This window comes from Porphyromonas endodontalis ATCC 35406 (assembly GCF_000174815.1).
GTDB lineage: Bacteria > Bacteroidota > Bacteroidia > Bacteroidales > Porphyromonadaceae > Porphyromonas > Porphyromonas endodontalis.
This window is the reverse complement of the sequence record NZ_ACNN01000007.1, coordinates 74,871-90,785: the sequence shown is the minus strand read 5'-3', so window position 1 is coordinate 90,785 and position 15,915 is coordinate 74,871. Positions and strand designations below refer to the sequence as shown.

The 15,915-nt window shown below is 50.2% G+C and carries 13 protein-coding genes, 1 tRNA gene and 1 pseudogene; 6 read left to right on the top strand and 9 right to left on the bottom strand.

The genetic code is table 11. The features are described from left to right. Position 1: 1 nt before the first annotated feature. The 9 genes and pseudogenes from POREN0001_RS08960 to POREN0001_RS01885 all read right to left on the bottom strand — a co-directional run bounded on the left by POREN0001_RS08960 (position 2) and on the right by POREN0001_RS01885 (position 8,392). The gene (locus POREN0001_RS08960) at positions 2-1,207 is read right to left on the bottom strand and encodes a phosphatase PAP2 family protein (RefSeq protein WP_004332431.1); all 1,206 of its coding nucleotides are present in this window, start codon (positions 1,205-1,207) and stop codon (positions 2-4) included. A 19-nt stretch (positions 1,208-1,226) separates the two neighbouring features. Beyond that, positions 1,227-1,793 (bottom strand): GNAT family N-acetyltransferase, encoded by a 567-nt coding sequence (locus POREN0001_RS01915; protein WP_004332472.1) that lies wholly within the window; start codon positions 1,791-1,793, stop codon positions 1,227-1,229. Positions 1,794-1,807: 14 nt separating this feature from the next. Beyond that, a complete protein-coding gene (locus tag POREN0001_RS09510; RefSeq protein WP_040580166.1) occupies positions 1,808-3,064 on the bottom strand; it encodes a phosphoglycerate kinase in 1,257 nt (418 codons plus the stop codon). 342 nt (positions 3,065-3,406) lie between these two features. Further along, positions 3,407-3,694: pseudogene (locus tag POREN0001_RS09635) on the bottom strand (tetratricopeptide repeat protein); the annotation flags it as partial. Between the two features lie 1,570 nt (positions 3,695-5,264). Next, on the bottom strand, positions 5,265-6,365 hold the full coding sequence (locus POREN0001_RS01905; RefSeq protein WP_004332597.1) for a TIGR04133 family radical SAM/SPASM protein: 1,101 nt from the start codon (positions 6,363-6,365) through the stop codon (positions 5,265-5,267). Further along, the gene (locus tag POREN0001_RS08955; protein ID WP_004332453.1) at positions 6,362-6,865 is read right to left on the bottom strand and encodes a radical SAM-associated putative lipoprotein; all 504 of its coding nucleotides are present in this window, start codon (positions 6,863-6,865) and stop codon (positions 6,362-6,364) included. Before POREN0001_RS08955 ends, POREN0001_RS01905 begins: the two co-directional genes overlap by 4 nt. A gap of 99 nt (positions 6,866-6,964) precedes the next feature. Continuing rightward, entirely contained in the window at positions 6,965-7,465 is a 501-nt protein-coding gene (locus POREN0001_RS01895; RefSeq protein ID WP_004332596.1) for a radical SAM-associated putative lipoprotein, read from the bottom strand. Positions 7,466-7,525: 60 nt separating this feature from the next. Next, complete coding sequence (locus tag POREN0001_RS01890; RefSeq protein ID WP_004332401.1) at positions 7,526-8,011, bottom strand: hypothetical protein; 486 nt, start codon at positions 8,009-8,011, stop codon at positions 7,526-7,528. A 66-nt stretch (positions 8,012-8,077) separates the two neighbouring features. Beyond that, positions 8,078-8,392: a hypothetical protein gene (locus POREN0001_RS01885; RefSeq protein WP_147286679.1), complete on the bottom strand. Its 315-nt coding sequence runs from the start codon at positions 8,390-8,392 to the stop codon at positions 8,078-8,080. A gap of 348 nt (positions 8,393-8,740) precedes the next feature. On the opposite strand from POREN0001_RS01885, the gene mutY reads away from it, so the two are divergent. The 6 genes from mutY to POREN0001_RS01850 all read left to right on the top strand — a co-directional run bounded on the left by mutY (position 8,741) and on the right by POREN0001_RS01850 (position 15,861). After that, positions 8,741-9,814 carry an A/G-specific adenine glycosylase gene (gene mutY / locus POREN0001_RS01880; RefSeq protein ID WP_004332449.1) on the top strand — a complete coding sequence of 358 codons (1,074 nt, stop codon included), beginning with the start codon at positions 8,741-8,743 and terminating at the stop codon, positions 9,812-9,814. A gap of 262 nt (positions 9,815-10,076) precedes the next feature. Continuing rightward, complete coding sequence (locus POREN0001_RS01875; RefSeq protein WP_004332421.1) at positions 10,077-11,174, top strand: Kelch repeat-containing protein; 1,098 nt, start codon at positions 10,077-10,079, stop codon at positions 11,172-11,174. Positions 11,175-11,239: 65 nt separating this feature from the next. Beyond that, positions 11,240-12,292: a hypothetical protein gene (locus tag POREN0001_RS01870; RefSeq protein WP_147286678.1), complete on the top strand. Its 1,053-nt coding sequence runs from the start codon at positions 11,240-11,242 to the stop codon at positions 12,290-12,292. A 290-nt stretch (positions 12,293-12,582) separates the two neighbouring features. After that, positions 12,583-12,664 (top strand) — tRNA-Leu (locus tag POREN0001_RS01865). A gap of 240 nt (positions 12,665-12,904) precedes the next feature. After that, entirely contained in the window at positions 12,905-13,576 is a 672-nt protein-coding gene (bioD, locus tag POREN0001_RS01855) for a dethiobiotin synthase (protein ID WP_004332509.1), read from the top strand. An 83-nt stretch (positions 13,577-13,659) separates the two neighbouring features. Further along, the gene (locus POREN0001_RS01850; RefSeq protein ID WP_224208868.1) at positions 13,660-15,861 is read left to right on the top strand and encodes a RelA/SpoT family protein; all 2,202 of its coding nucleotides are present in this window, start codon (positions 13,660-13,662) and stop codon (positions 15,859-15,861) included. Positions 15,862-15,915: the final 54 nt, after the last annotated feature.

Here is a 15,915-nt window from a genome sequence, read left to right as displayed (position 1 = left end):
GCTAAAGGTGCAACAAGAGAGCAATCCCCAGCTCAAAAGAGAGACGAAGCGGAGTGGCTACGACGTTGTCTTCGGAACTTGACGCCCCCTCCTCTTTGGGATAATAGGCGGTAGAGTGCGATGCCCCTACAAAAAAACGGAAGCTCCTATGGGGTCGAATGTCGTAATCTAAGAGGGCACGCAAGCCCAACTCTCCGAGTAGTACAGACCCGGGAGCAGAGGGAGCTGCAGGATAGACATAGTAAAAAGGAGCCGCCCCCAAGGCAATACGAGGGGCAGGATAGTAGCAAATATCTCCCTTAAAACCGAAGTACCAATCCGTATTGTTGGGGACATCATAACCCGAGATTTGTAGCAAGTTCCCTCCCACTACGCCGCAATCAAGGAGGACTTCTTCCTCAGAAGAAACAGGAAAGAGAAGTGCAACTTCGTTGCGAATAGCTTGGCGAATGGAGGCTTTATAGTAATGTTGCGTAAGCTGCGAGGTGCCGTAGTGGATAGATAATGTGTGGGGGAGATCTTTGCTTGAGGGGATTTCGTAGAGAAAGGTTCCCTTCTTCCCCCAAAGGAGGTCACTTAGGATAGAACCGATCTGTGCAGACAGAATCCCCACGCCAGCCCCTGCCCATACATCACTCGCCCAGTGGCGATTGTTGAGGATACGCCCCACCCCCGTAGCGTAAGCAGCCGAGTAGCCCAATGCCGATAGCCACGGATAACGCGCTCCATACTCTATATCCAGCAATTCCGCCCCCATAAATGCGGTAGCCGTATGCCCCGAAGGGAAAGAATTAGCACTCGAACCATCGGGGCGAAGACGATGGGTAAGCCATTTTGTTGTGTTCACCAAAATCAACGTACTCGCTACCGACAGGGCATCAGTCGTGAGGAGTTCGTAGGGCGAAGAGTGGCTTCCTTTAAGCCCAAACAACGCTGCCGATAGTTGCAAAGCCAAGGGCGAGTACTGCAAATAATCGTCGTAGTGGGAGCGAAAGGGGGGGAGAGATTGCATACGAATCCCCCGAATAGCCCCATCCAGCGACGGAGCAACTGCCGCGGCCACCCCCATAAAGGGTAAAGTGGATACGCCCCACTCCCAAGGCTGCCGGCGAAGAGTAGAATCCTCCGTGCGAAGCGAATCGGTCTCAGCCTGAGCCATAAAACTCCAAAAGAGGACTAGGGGGATAAAGAGAGAGAGTCGTTTCATCAACAACAAAAGGCTATAGCTAGTAGATTTTCTCCCCTCCCGGGGTTTTGCAGTAGACGTGCCGATAAAGTTCTTGCGCGTAGTGTTCGCTATCTTGCCCCTTTGCTGCCCATTCATTCCCCATCAAGTAGAGGGGGATAGCCGGGCGATCCTCGCCATAAGAGGGCTGTATATAGGTGCGAGAAAGCACCTGCATACCCATTGATTCGTAGAAGGCAAGGCGTCTTCTACTCCACTCATCGAGAGGAGGTTCGATCTCAAAAACAAGGGGGATACTCGATGCTGCCCCACTCTTTAGCAAGTGCAATACCTCTCGCCCTATGCCCCGATTGCGCTCGGTGGGGAGTATCGCAAAATGCTCTCCGTAGTAAAAGCCCTCCAAATGCCACGTAGAGAGGAAACCCACAAGAGCCTCATCACGATAAATCAGATGCAGCAGAAAGCGAGGCTCCGAAGCCAACAGGGCCTCGAAGTCTCGCCTAGATCGCCGCTCGGCGGCAGGGAAAGCCTCCTCCATCAATTGGTAAATGAAGGCGAGTTTGTCGCCATCATCCGCCCATCGGAAGGGGATTAAAACAATTCCCATAAGGGGGGGAATAATTATTTATTGATAGCTACAATGCCGGGGAGATCTTTGCCCTCGATAGCTTCGAGCAAGGCACCTCCACCGGTAGAAACGTACGAAACCTTATCGGCTACCTCGAAGAGATGCACACAGGCCACACTGTCGCCGCCCCCTACCAGAGAGTAAGCTCCGGCCTCTGTTGCTGCCACAATGGACTGCGCCAATGCCTTAGAGCCATCGCGGAAGTTGCTCATCTCGAAGACACCGGCAGGGCCATTCCACAGAATCGTTTTAGCCCCACGGATTGCTTCGTCGTAGAGAGCCATTGTCTTGGGACCTACGTCAAGCCCCATCCAACCATCGGGGATATTGTCAACGGGAGCCACCTGGGTATTAGCATCATTGCTAAAGGCATCGGCCACCTTTGCATCTACGGGCAAAACGAGATGCACCCCTTTTGCCTTTGCTTTCTCTACGATGGCACGAGCCACGTCCATCTTATCGTCTTCGCACAAAGAGCTACCCACCTTGCCGCCATAGGCCTTGGCAAAGGTAAAGCACATACCACCCGTTATAATAAGGGTATCCACTTTGTCGAGCAGGTTGTCGATAATATCAATCTTAGAAGAGACCTTAGAACCTCCCATGATAGCCACAAACGGACGATGGATGTCGCCCAAAACTCGCTGTACGGCATTTACTTCTTGCTCCATCAAGAAGCCAAACATTTTGCGATCAGCAGGGAAGCTATCGGCGATAAGAGCCGTAGAAGCGTGCGCACGATGAGCGGTACCAAAGGCGTCATTCACGTAGCAATCGGCAAGGGCGGCAAGTCTCTTGGCAAACTCGGCTTGACGCGGTTTGAGGGCTTTCTTAGCCTCTTTCTTTTCTTCGGCTGTGGCATCTTCGGCAAGACCTCTAGGCTTACCCTCCTCTTCTTCGTAGAAGCGAAGATTTTCTAAGAGAAGCACATCCCCGTCCTGCATCTCGGCAATAGCCTTCTCTACCTCGGCTCCCACGCTATCGGGCACAAAGGTCACAGGGCGACCTAGCAATTCGGCAAGATGGGGCACCAGATGGCGGAGCGAAAGTTTGTCGCTCACCCCTTTGGGGCGACCTAGATGCGAAGCAATGATCAGGCGACCTCCGTCTGCAATAATTTTGTTGAGCGTGGGCAAAGCAGCACGCATGCGCGTGTCATCCGTAATTTGTAGGTTGTCGTCGAGGGGCACATTGAAGTCCACTCGCACAAAGGCTCTCAGTCCTTTGAAATTAAAATCCTTGATGTTCATTCTCTTTGGAATAGTATAATTGGGTTTTAGATTCTGTATAAAATCTTGGTTCCGGAGGGCGATGGCTCCATCCGCCAAAAAGCGAAGACGATCAAAACTTATCGCGCTCCTATCTAAGTTCCTGCTATCCTCTTGCATCTCGCGGAATAGCTCACTAGGCTCGTCGTAATGCTCCAGCGCCATACGCATGGCCGCCAAAGCCTCTCGCTCCTCGCCCTGGGCAATATGCACATAGGCACTATTGAGGTAGTCGCTAGCCTTTGCACCGGGGAGGGAGAGAAGGGTACGATAGTAACCTTTTGCACGCTCGTAATCTCCTTTGGAGAGGAGGCACCAAGCCACCAAACGAGCTACCTGCCTCTCGCCATCGGGTGCCGAGAACTCGTATTTATAGAGATAAGAAAGAGCCTCATCGTAGGCTTTCATCTCCATATAGACCCCTGCAATCTTTAGCAATGGGGTTAGATTTTCGGGATTTTTCTTGAGAAGCTCCTCAAGTGTCTCTATTGCCTTCTCGGGCATGTTTACGCGCTGATAGCAAACGGCAAGGCGTGACAACTCTTTGGGGGATGCATCCTCCACGAGGTCGGCATGGCGGTAGTGCCTAATGGCTTCTCGGTAATCTCCCATAAAGAAGCAGCTATTACCCCAAATATTCAGGGTGTTGGCATCGGTATCAAAGAGCTGAGGGATCGAGCCAATTTGCATCCTCACCTTGGCATAATTCCTACGCGAGTAGAAAAATAGAGCCGCCCCACGCACCATAGACTCGATGGGGAGAGCTTCCTTTAGGATAGGAAGCCTTGCCACCATGATATCCTGCCGGAATATATCCACAAACTGCTCATGCAGGGGGAATAGCTTGGTGAATCTGTAGAAATCTTCGACGTAGACTTTCGCACACTTAGGCATCAAAGACTCAGCCGATAGCTCATTCAACATCGCTCCGTTGAGCTCCTCCGGCATCTCTATCCCCATCACTTTTATTCCCATCCCCATCCTATCGAAGGTGATAAAGAGGGAGTATAGATCCGAATCACAGAGTTTCCCTTTGAGTAGGGGATAGAGCTTTCGGAGATTTTCGTTCCTGGTCAAAACTCCCGCAATGCGGCTATGCTCCTCGTCAAAAGGCAGGAACCACGAAGAAATGGAGTTGAAAAAGTAATCGCTTTTATTCTCTTTGAAGCTACTAAATAAGAGGTCTTCGCCCTCCTGCTCCAGCGTCCCAAACTCTTGGAAGAAGGTGCTCATCTCCTCCGAGCCCGACACTTTGTCGAAGAGCTGATCCAGCTTATCCTCGGTTAGATTCTCATCCGTATCCTCTTCTATGGAGCTCCATTTGGCCTTCATCTCTTGCAGCATATTGGGCATGAGCTCTCCTATTTTTTGGGAGAGCTGCTCCGTCTCTGTAGCATGCGTGTAGCGCGTCCAGAGATGGATAAAAGCCGTTACAAACAACGGATTTTGGAGGGCATCTTTTAGGAGCGGCTCTAGCCACGACATAAAGAGAGGCAACCTATCGCGATAGAGGTAGAGGCTGACAAAAACGCCCATGGCAAGCCGCACCATATAGGCTTCGCTCGTAGAGGAGGAAGCAGCCTCACGCAGGAGGAACGCCATCTTACTCTCATCCCAATACGACATCAAGCCCAGCGTAATAGCAGAAGAGGTGACCAAGCGCACATATTCACTCGAAGCAGAGAGGCGGTCTTGCTCCACCTCCGTGAGCGACTCGGATACCCACAGCGTCTCAAACAGAAGATCGACAAGCGTATCGAAGCTATCGCGCTCCGCCTCTTTGAAGGCAGGGCGTGATAGATCTTCGAGCAAATTCTCTACCGACAATCCCTTACGAGCCTCCACCACTGCCCAACGGCGGAAGTAGAGCGAACCCGAGTCTTTGCTTCGTACAGCCCGATAGACTCTATCGCTTAGCTTCAGCAATTTCACTTTTAGTTCCTCTATAATATGCGCTCTATCGGGGTCTACAATGCCTTTATCGAGGTAACCCAACATCATTCCATAGATGCTCTCTTCTCGGCTCAAGCTATCTCCCAAGCTATACAGAGCATGCTCTTCGATGACTTGTTTGAGTAGAGAAATAGCTTCGTAAAAGCGGTTGGATAGGATATACTCGTTAATGGTTTTTCTATTCATAACTATGGATGGGGAGAAGGGATAGTCTATACAGTATTGTGTATTATTTCTTTTTTAGTGATGCTTCGGCGCGCAAAAGTCGCTGATGATGGCAGAAGAGGAGCTTTCCCTCATCGTCGTGCAGGTGCATTCCGTTCCCCTCACAGTAACGCCACTGGAGGCACTCGGCACACTGCCCTTGGCGAGCCCAGCTCCGATCGCGATAGGGGAGGAAGCGATTCTGCCATACGGTCCAGAAGTCATCTTCACGTACATTGCCCTGCTTATAGTCGAAGCGGATACTCGGGCAGGCACTGATCGTACCATCGCAGAGGATAGAAGCCACCTCCACACCTGCGTAGCAAGTATAGGGATGGGGACGTACCTCGCCCTCAAAACCGCCTAAAAAGCCCTCGCAACCATAGGAAGCTGCAATGCGCCCCTCTCTATTGGTGTCGCGAATAAACTCCATAAGGCGGTAAAAATCCACATCGCTAAGCTGCAAATTGGGGTCCTCAGCTGCTCTCCCCACGGGGAAAATGGTAAAAAGCCGCCACTCTTTAAGCCCTAAGCCAATCAAGTAGTCTCGGAATTCGGCGAGGTAGCCAAAGTTCATCGGATTGACGCAGGTAACCACATCCCAGCGCACCTGCTCCGTCTTTGCCATAAGCTCAACGGCGTGAGAGGCTCGGGCAAAACTCAAATGATGCCCACGGAGGTAATTGTGCGCTTCTTCGAAGCCATCTAGACTAATTGTGAGGGAATGCAAGCCGCTGCGCAATAGACTCTCGAGACGCTCTTCGTTGAGAAGCATCCCATTGGTTACAAGACCCCAAGGGTAACCTCGGCGGTAGAGCTCAAGCCCAATGGCATCAAGGTCCTGACGCACCAAGGCCTCGCCTCCCGTAAAGATGACGAGTACCTTATGCGGATCTACATGAGGCGTTATGCTATCGACCACGCGGAGGAATTCCTCTCCGGAGAGCTCTTTTGCATCACTATCTACGTGACAATCGCTACCACAGTGCTTGCACGCCAAGTTGCATTTGAGCGTACACTCCCAAAAGAGCGTATTGAGTTTGTGCTCTGCCACGCACTTGCGGCGGTAAGAACGATGCGCCTCTAGCGAAATGCGCTGGCGAAAAGAGATTTTGCTCCCGCTCATTTCGGAGTATTTTCTTTAGGGACCGGAGCCATGGTGAGGGTTACCTCTTTTTTAATAGTTCCTTCATACCAATGCCCCTTCGACTTGTCTTTGTGGATATCAGCAGAGGTTATCGCTACCGAATCCACCTTAGTTTCCCAACGGCCGTTCTTAGCTCCGTCTGCATCCACAGCGCGCACGTAGAGCATATTTCTAGCAAAGCCCGATGCATTATCAAATATTTGAGCGACGCCGGCGGCATTGGTTCGTTCGATTCTACTCCATGGTACAAGATCTCTATCTGAGTAATCTGATTTCTCAAGAAGAGTAACTTCTATGCCCTCGATAGGCTTGCCCTCGGGGGTCTGCACCTTGGCTTTGACTTCGTACTCCACATAGGGGCATCCATACTCTTCTCTACCCCCGCCTCCTAATCTGTCGCAAGAGGTGTGAAATAGTCCTAGGAAAGCTGCACTCCCGATACTGAGGAGGCTTGCTACGCGTTTGGTTAGTTTTTTCATTGTGTTGGTTGTTTATAGGGTTTCACTTTACCAGATTAAATCCATTGTGATGGTTCTTCTTATCCAATATCCCGGGGAGGGATGAGTGCAAACGGACGCTTACTTCGAAGGGGTTTCGTCTTGAGCCGGATCCATGGTCACGGCGATTCCCTTTTTGAGGACACCCATGCACCAACGCTTCTTCGGTTTCCTACTTTGTATATCTGATGGGAATAGGGGTATCGAGTCCACCTTGGTAGCCCAACGGCCGTTCTTAACTCCGTCCACATCCACAGCTTGCACATAAAGCTTATTTCCCGATCCGCCAAGATTACTCGCTTGTGATATTTGTGCAATACCCGAGGAATTCGTTTGTACAGGGGGCACCAATTTTACTATGCGGTCTCCCTCTTCTGTATGATATTTCCGAACTACAGCTACCTCTATACCCTCGATGGGGTTTCCATCGGGGCTCTGTACTTTTACTTTCACATCGTACTCCATGTAGGGAGTACCATACTCCACTCCCCCTATTAAGTAACAGGAGGTGTGGAATAGCCCCAGAAAGGCGGCACATCCGATGCTGAGGAGGGCGGCTACTCGTTTGGTTAGTTTTTTCATTGTGTTGGTCGTCTATAGGTGTTCACTTCATCAATACATCCATCGTGACTATCCTGCCTATCAGACATTAGGCTCTAGAGAGCCCGAAGCGTGAGAGACGCCCATTCTTTCCAGGTGCACCACAAGCTCCTTACGAGCCTTTTTACGCACAAAGTCCCCTTTGCTCAGCTGGATGGTTCCATACCAAGGACGGTACATATAATCCCTGCCAGAGGCTTTAGCATCCCGCACGCGCAGGTGGATAGGCTGCATCACATTCGCAATATAGACATCTTTGCTTAGCTTAGCCACCCCTCGCACATTGGTCTCAGCCGAGGCACTTACCTCCCGCTCCAAGGGCATTTCTATTAGTTCGAGCACCATCCCTTCGAGGGGTTTATTTTGGGAGTCTAGCACGGTTACTACAATCTCCAGTGTGCCATCGGGGCGACCCGGAGCCTGGATCGGAGTCTCCACAAGAGGAGTCTCAATAAGATTGCACCCTGCCAGCAATAGCACAAGCATCGCCGGCAAGAGAGTGAATTTGAGTTGAAAAAATTTCTTCATTGTTTCTGGTGTGTTGTTTTTGGTGTGTTATAAACTTGCAAGAGAGGCCCCCAATGCTTTACGCCTCTAGGCTTCGGAGTCCTCCTGCATTAGCGAGTCTCTTTCTTCTTTCCCTTGGGGAGAAGAGGGTACTTTTCTCATCTCCTCATACCTCTGATAGGGGACGCCATACATCACTCTAGGCATATCCTCTATCCTTTCTTCCTCCCTGCGAATGGAGTCTTGCTGTAGGGGATTTTGACCTCGAACCGAATCGGAGTCCGTTTTCGTTCCTCCCTTTTTCCCTCCAAAAAGGGCACAACCCGACAGCAAAAAGGCCGATAAAGAGGCAAAGGCGACTGCCACCACGGCTCCGATATATGCTTTCTTTCTTCTTGCCATACCCATACCTTGTTTTTAAAAGAACCTCAAATAGGAAGAGTATCTCCTCCCAAGAGGATCCACTTACACCAAAGGTACTACTAAAATAAATCTCAGCCAAATTCTAAGAAAAACCCTACGGGTAGGTACCTCCCTCCCCACAAACAAAACCGCCATCAGGCAAAAGCAAATTCGGCATAGGCTGATTTCTCCTCCCCTTTCCGGGTGATTTTAGAAAAAATCTTGCCCGTGAAATATTTTCTTTTTGCCCTGTGGTGGAAAAAATATCAGGCAGCGAAATTTTAAGGTTTCACAAAAGAAGTAAGAGACCACTCTCCCTCGCCCCACGAATTGTACCTTTGCGGCGAAATGAGCGAAACCCTCTTTACCCATCCCCAACAGCTAGCCCGAGCCCTCGTCGATTGGTTCGAAGAGAATGCCCGAGAGCTCCCGTGGCGCACCACTCGCGACCCCTACCACATTTGGCTCTCGGAGGTCATACTGCAACAAACGCGCGTAAACCAAGGACATGACTACTTTCTTCGCTTTGTGGAAGCATTCCCCTCCGTTACCGATCTGGCGCAAGCCTCCGAAGATCAGGTGCTCAGCCTATGGCAGGGACTTGGCTACTACAGCCGAGCGCACAACCTCCATCGTGCAGCACAAGTTATAGCCACGGAGCATCAGGGGATATTCCCCAAAGATTTTGCCTTGATACGTGCTCTACCCGGGGTGGGAGACTACACAGCCGGAGCCATTGCCTCGTTTGCCTTCGATATGCCCTATCCCGCCGTGGATGGCAATGTACTGCGCGTAGTCAGCCGACTTCTGGCAAGCGAACTCCCCATAGATACCCTAAGCGGGAAGCAACTCTGCACCCAAGCGGTGGAGGAGTTACTCGCCACCCAACTCCCCCCTAGCAAACTGGGGCAAGCCCTCATAGAGCTAGGCGCACTGGTCTGCACCCCTCAATCCCCCCAATGCTCCGCCTGCCCTGCCTCATCGTGGTGCCGTGTAGCGGAGCTCCCTCTCGCTCGTCTCCTGCCCATAAAAGGGAAAAAGCTAACCCTTAGAGATCGCTACTTCAGCTACATCTACACCACGTGCCATCAGCAAGTCTTACTAGAGAAGCGAGGGCGAAACGACATCTGGCGAGGGCTGTATCAATTCCCTTTACTCGAGAGTGACAGCCCCCAAACCCCCGACGAGGTAGCCCACTGGCTAGAGCATGAACTCTCCTACTCAGGAGAGTTACGCCTTGCGCCCACCACTTTCACCCTCGAGCACCGGCTCTCCCACCAAATACTTCACATCACCATCTACACGGCCGAACTCGAGTCCGACGCCGTGGGGAGCACCAAGTACCAATGGGTAAACCAGAGCGAATTGGGCGATTACGCCCTCCCCACGCCTCTCGTCCGCTTTCTCGAGCAACTGCACTAAGTTCGCCCCTCTAGCGTACATTTCTTCCCCTCAAGCCCACCCCAATTTCACCATCTCCCCTCCCATCTGTATTTTTTCGTCTTAACACTAGGGTGTTTTTCGGATAAATTACTATATTTGCACCCGAAGAAGGTTACAAAGCGATGTAACAACCTTATTCTATTCGGGGTCTCATGGTCGTTCCTCCCCCAAAGAAAGAGCGTGAAAACCTGAGTAGAAGGATACCAGAAATTTTTTATTAACCCATAATTGTGATATCAGTATGAAGAAGTCAATTTTAGTAAGTTTGGCCGTACTATTTGCGGCTGTAATAGCAGTAGGATGCAAGCGTGGTGTCCCCACACCTACGCCCACTCCCACACCTACGCCCACCCCTAAGGAGTATGTGTATGATGTTTATGTGTCAGGGAATTCGATTAGCCCAACAGGTATAGAAAGAGCTCTACTATGGGAAAATGACCAACTTAAAAAACTATCAACTAGAGAAAGTTGGGCCGGTACCGTCTCCGGCTCCGGAGACAATGTCTACGTGGCAGGGGGAATTATGCGTGAATCTCCTACGAAAGGATGGGCTGCCACAGTTTGGAAAAATACTAAGGCTACAATGTTGGATAATAGTAGTAACACATCTTTCCACTATGCTCGCTCCCTCTTTGTCTCTGGTGACAACCTCTATGTAGCAGGGTATGGCTGGAGCGATCCGGAGCCAAACCGTCGTGCTTTGATTTGGAAAAATGATGATGAGAAAAAAATTATCGAGCTTACAAAGGGAGAGAAAAATGCTTATGCCCATTCTGTTTTCGTATCGAAGGGTGTTGTTTACGCAGCCGGATATGAGTACGATGCAACACGGGAATATGTACCCATACTTTGGAAGAATAAAGATCGGATTGCATTAGTAGATGATGCAATAACAATTGGCGCTGGCAACTCCGTTTTCGTATCGGGTGGTAATATCTATGTAGTAGGATGGAGAAAGGTGGGAGCTGGACCAGGGACTGCTACACTTTGGAAAAATGAGAACCCCACCTACCTAACGGGTAACGAGAGTGACGCCTTCTCAGTCTTTGTGGCGGATAATAAAGTCTATGTAGCCGGAATGAAAGAATTTGAAGGTAAAATGAGAGCTGTGCTATGGGTAGATGGCGTGCTCACCACGTTAAGCAAAGAGGGTGTAGACGAAGCTCGTGCTCTCTCTGTTTTCGTAATCGACAATGATGTTTACGTAGCAGGATGGGAAAAAGATGCGAGAGGAAAGAGAGCCGTACTCTGGAAAAATGGGAAGCCTACCAATTTGAACGCAGGTGCAACTAATGCTTATGCCCAATCCGTTTATGTGGTAAAGCGTGAGAAAAAATAAATAAGGAACAGAGAGTTGATAAGACTTTCGGAACAGATGAAAAACTCGCAAATTGTATAATTAGTATGAGAAAATCAATTTTAGTAGGTATAGCCATGGCACTTACGGCTATGGTAGCGATAGGATGTAAAAGCTCGCCTAAAGAGACGGTATATGATGTTTACGTAGCAGGATCCGAAGCACACGATCCTTTTTGGAAGACAGTGCTTTGGGTAAATGGCAAGCCGGCAAGCGCTCCGAGTGCTGATGGTGGGCTCAAGGCTGTTTTTGTGTCGGGTAATGATGTCTATGTCGCAGGATCGGAAATCCTCGAAGGAGGCTCTTCTATGTCTGCGGCACTTTGGAAAAATGGTGTGGCTGTACCCTTGACGCCTTCAGGAAGAGTCTCCTACGCCCACTCTGTTTTTGTGTCGGGTAGCGATGTCTATGTAGTGGGGTATGCGCAGCAAAAAGATACAGGGACGTGGTGCGCTACTCTTTGGAAAAATGGGAAGCCCAAGACCCTATCAGACGCTCCGAGTAATGCCAAATCTGTTTTTGTATCGGGCCAAGACCTCTATATCTCGGGATATGAAAAAGACGAGACTACAGGGAACTCACATGCAACTCTCTGGAGAAATGATGAAGTTATCAAATTGAAAAGCAGTGCTAAACACTCCTATGCTAATGCTGTCTATGTAGAGGGACGCGATGTCTACGCCGTAGGGTATAAGATGACTTCAGATGCCAAGATGTTTGCCATGCTCTGGAGGAATGGCACCCCTGAAGAGATAACAAATGGAGACCAATGGGCAGAGGCTCGTTCCCTCTTTGTCTCGGGCAATGATGTTTTCGTCGTAGGGCATGAAAACCAGGGAGGGAAGAATGTCGCTATGCTCTGGAGAAATGGTACACGTACCAAGTTGAGTGGTAGTGGCGCAGAAGAGGCAGATGCTCTCTCCGTGTATGTGATTGACGATAATATTTACGTCGTAGGGACCGAGAAAAAAGGCGGAAAGGACGTCGCTATGCTATGGAAGAAGGTAAAGGACTCTGACACCTGGATCTCTGAAGCATTGAGCGACGGAAGTAATTCGGCTGAAGCCGCCTCCGTTTTTGTGGTAAAGCGCAATAAGTAAAGAGTAGCGAGCGTCCGTACGCACTTCGTAGAGAGGTGTAGAGGAAACGCTCCTGCAGATAAAAATTAAAACAATAGGGGGCTGTGTCGTAGAGGCATAGCCCCTTCTTCGTTTCTTAGCTAGGGGATTGCTCTCGCTTTTGAGAGACATGCAACGCTCTCTAGCCCACTCCAAGGGAAGCAATGGAGAGAGAGCTCTTTCTCCTGTTGTATACTTCCCCAAATTATATGAGTACAAGAGGGCGATATAGCTGTAGATAAAAATAAATGCTTACCTTTGCAGTGAAGATTGCGGCCGTGGTGTAATTGGTAGCCACGTTAGACTTAGGATCTAATGCTGCGAGGCGTGAGGGTTCGAGTCCCTCCGGCCGCACTCTCCTCTAGATTAATCATTATGTATCTGTACGGCTCTGGGACTTCCCGGAGCTTTTTTGGTCAATAGTCCTTGCTAAGTGTTCGCCAATGGGAATCCTTTCTAATGCTTTTACCCAAAAGGAATGGACTATTCTCAGTTTGTAAAAAGGGAGAAAAGACTTTTTGATTAAGATAAAGAAGTGTACATAGGAACGAGAATCCTTTGTACATTTGCACTATATTAAAGACATTGATACCCATGGATAGTAATAAAGTATTATTTGTCAGCGGTATAGATACCGGGGTAGGGAAAACTTATGCTACAGGCGTTTTGCTTCGCGAGATGCGAGAGAAAGGACTCCGCGTCATCAGTCAGAAACCTGTGCAAACAGGCTGCAAGGGGCGTAGCGAAGACCTTGACGTACACGACGCCCTAGCCCCCCATCTCGATCCCGAGCAACGGGCAGAACCCTACCGCTGCTCCTATCTTTATAAGTATCCTGCATCACCTCACCTTTCGGCTCAGCTAGAACAACGCCCGATAGACCCCAAAAAGATTGATTCTGACACCCAAGAGCTACTCTCCCAGGGCTACGATCGCATCCTAATGGAGGGTGCCGGAGGGCTTATGGTTCCACTGACCCCCGAGCTCCTTACCCTCGATTTTATTGCTCAGCGGGGCTATCCTGTAGCCTTGGTTACCTCAGGGCGACTGGGGAGCATCAACCACACCCTACTGAGTTTGCAAGCTCTACAAGATCGGGAGATCCCGGTAGAGCGCGTTATCTACAACCACTATCCCCCCGAAGAATCCCCCATAGCACAAGAGACCATAGCGTACCTACGGCATTACCTTGCCTCCTGTTTCCCCTCCACCCTATGGCAGGAGATAGGATACGAAACATTGGATTCTTCATCTTCTGACAAATAACATTGCGTATGAAAGAGACGGCTACTCCTCAGCCTCAAGGGCTACAAGACATAGTATATTACGGAAGCGAAGCAGAGCAGAAGATGGTGCGCACAGCCTTCGAAGCCCTACTTCACGACTATCAAATGAGCAATCATCGTCGCAAAGACGAGATCATTATTAAGGCATTCAACCTAGCGAATAAAGCGCATGCAGGGGTACGACGCCGCAGTGGAGAGCCGTACATCATGCATCCCATAGCGGTTGCCTATATCGTTAGCCACGAGATGGGGCTTGGCTCCACCTCTATCGCCTCGGCGCTCCTGCACGATGTAATAGAGGACACGGAGTACACCGAAGAGAACATCCGCGACATGTTTGGCGACAAGATTGCCCAAATCGTGCAGGGGCTTACGAAGATCTCGGTGGAGATGTTCAAGGATCAGGAGGATGTTTCTGCCCAGGCGGAGAATTTCAGAAAGCTAATCCTTACCATGAACGACGATATACGCGTCGTCCTCATCAAGATAGCAGACCGCCTGCACAACATGCGCACTCTTGAGTCGATGCCTACGCATAAGCAACTCAAGATCACGGGAGAGACGCTCTACGTCTACGCACCTATTGCCCATCGCCTCGGGCTCTTTACCATCAAAACAGAACTCGAGGAGCTATGCTTCCACATAGAGCATCCTGCCGAATACAACGAGATTAAAAACAAAATAGAGGCCAGCGAAGAGCAGCGAACTCTCCTCTTTGAGCATTTTGCCGCCCCACTGCGCGAGGTCTTCGCTCGCAAAAAACTCAACTACGAGATGAAGGCGAGGGTGAAGAGTTGCTACTCGATTTGGCGCAAAATGCAGGAGAAAAAAATCCCCTTCGAAGAGGTGTACGACCTCTATGCCGTGCGCATCATTTTTGAGAGCCAAGAGGGCATCCCCGACAAAAAGGTGTGTTGGGATATTTACTCCGAGATCACAGACCTATACCGCAACAAGACAGACCGCATCCGCGACTGGGTTAGTTCGCCCAAGACCAATGGCTACCAAGCGCTCCACCTTACCGTGATGGGGCCCGACGGAGAATGGATAGAAATACAGATACGCTCTCGCCGCATGGACGATATAGCGGAGCGTGGGTTTGCCGCCCATTGGAAGTACAAAAGCGAAAACGTGGAGGAAGACTCCGAGCTCGACCGCTGGATAGAAACGATCCGCGAGATCCTGGAGAATCCCACTCCGGACTCGATGGACTTCCTCGATACAATCAAGCTCAATCTCTACTCCGACGAGATCAGCGTCTTTACCCCCAAAGGGAAAGTTTTCACTCTCCCCAAGGGAGCTACCGGGCTCGACTTTGCCTATGCCCTCCACGGGGAGCTGGGGAATAAATGTCTCGGTATCAAGATAAATCATCATCTATTCCCCCTGAGCCATACCCTCAGGAATGGAGATCAAGTGGAGGTAATCACAAGCCCGACCCAGGAGCCTCATCCCGAATGGCTCAAGTATGTAGTGACCGGGAAAGCTCGGATGAAGATCAACGCTGCACTACGCAAAGCAGACCGAGAGAAAACCGCTTTAGGAGAAAAAATGGTAACCGAGCTACTCGAGGCGGATGGACAAACCATCACCCCTCTCCTACTCGACAAGATTGCCAATTACTACAACTTCCACAAGCGAGAAGATTTCTTCTTGGCCGTAGGGAACCGCTCCATAGAGCTACCGGAGTCTTTCCGCAAGGTATTCCAAGGGGCTGATGGCAACTTCTTCTCGCGCCTATTCCGCCCCTCAAAGAAAAACAGAGAGCTCACAGCGGCCACCATCGAAGAGGCGCAATCTCCGGATAAGCCCAATACAAAAAAGCCCTACCTTCTAGAGCAACACCTCCTCACCCCCAACTACACCATAGCCCCCTGCTGCTCTCCTATCTTGGGCGATGATACGGTAGGTTTTGTTACCGACAACGGCACCATCATGGTACACAAGCGCAATTGTCCGGAGGCAATGCGACTCAAAAGCAGTAAAGGGAATCAGCTTATCGAGACCGTTTGGGGCGACCATCCGCACTCCCTTTTTGAGGCAACTCTCGCCATCAAAGGGATGGACTCAATCGGTATTCTCAACGCTATTATCCAAGACATTAGCGAGGACTTTTACCGCTCCATTACAAGCATCAACCTCTCGGCTCAAGGGGGAGTTTTTGGTGGAGAAATCAAGGTGATGGTACACGACGTGGAGGATGTACGTCGTATCATCGAAGGGCTAAAACAAAAAGACACGATCGCATCGGTCACTCGGGTCTAAGGCTATTTCTCTTTTTCCTATCCATAGCGGACACCCTAAGCAAAAGCGAGGTGT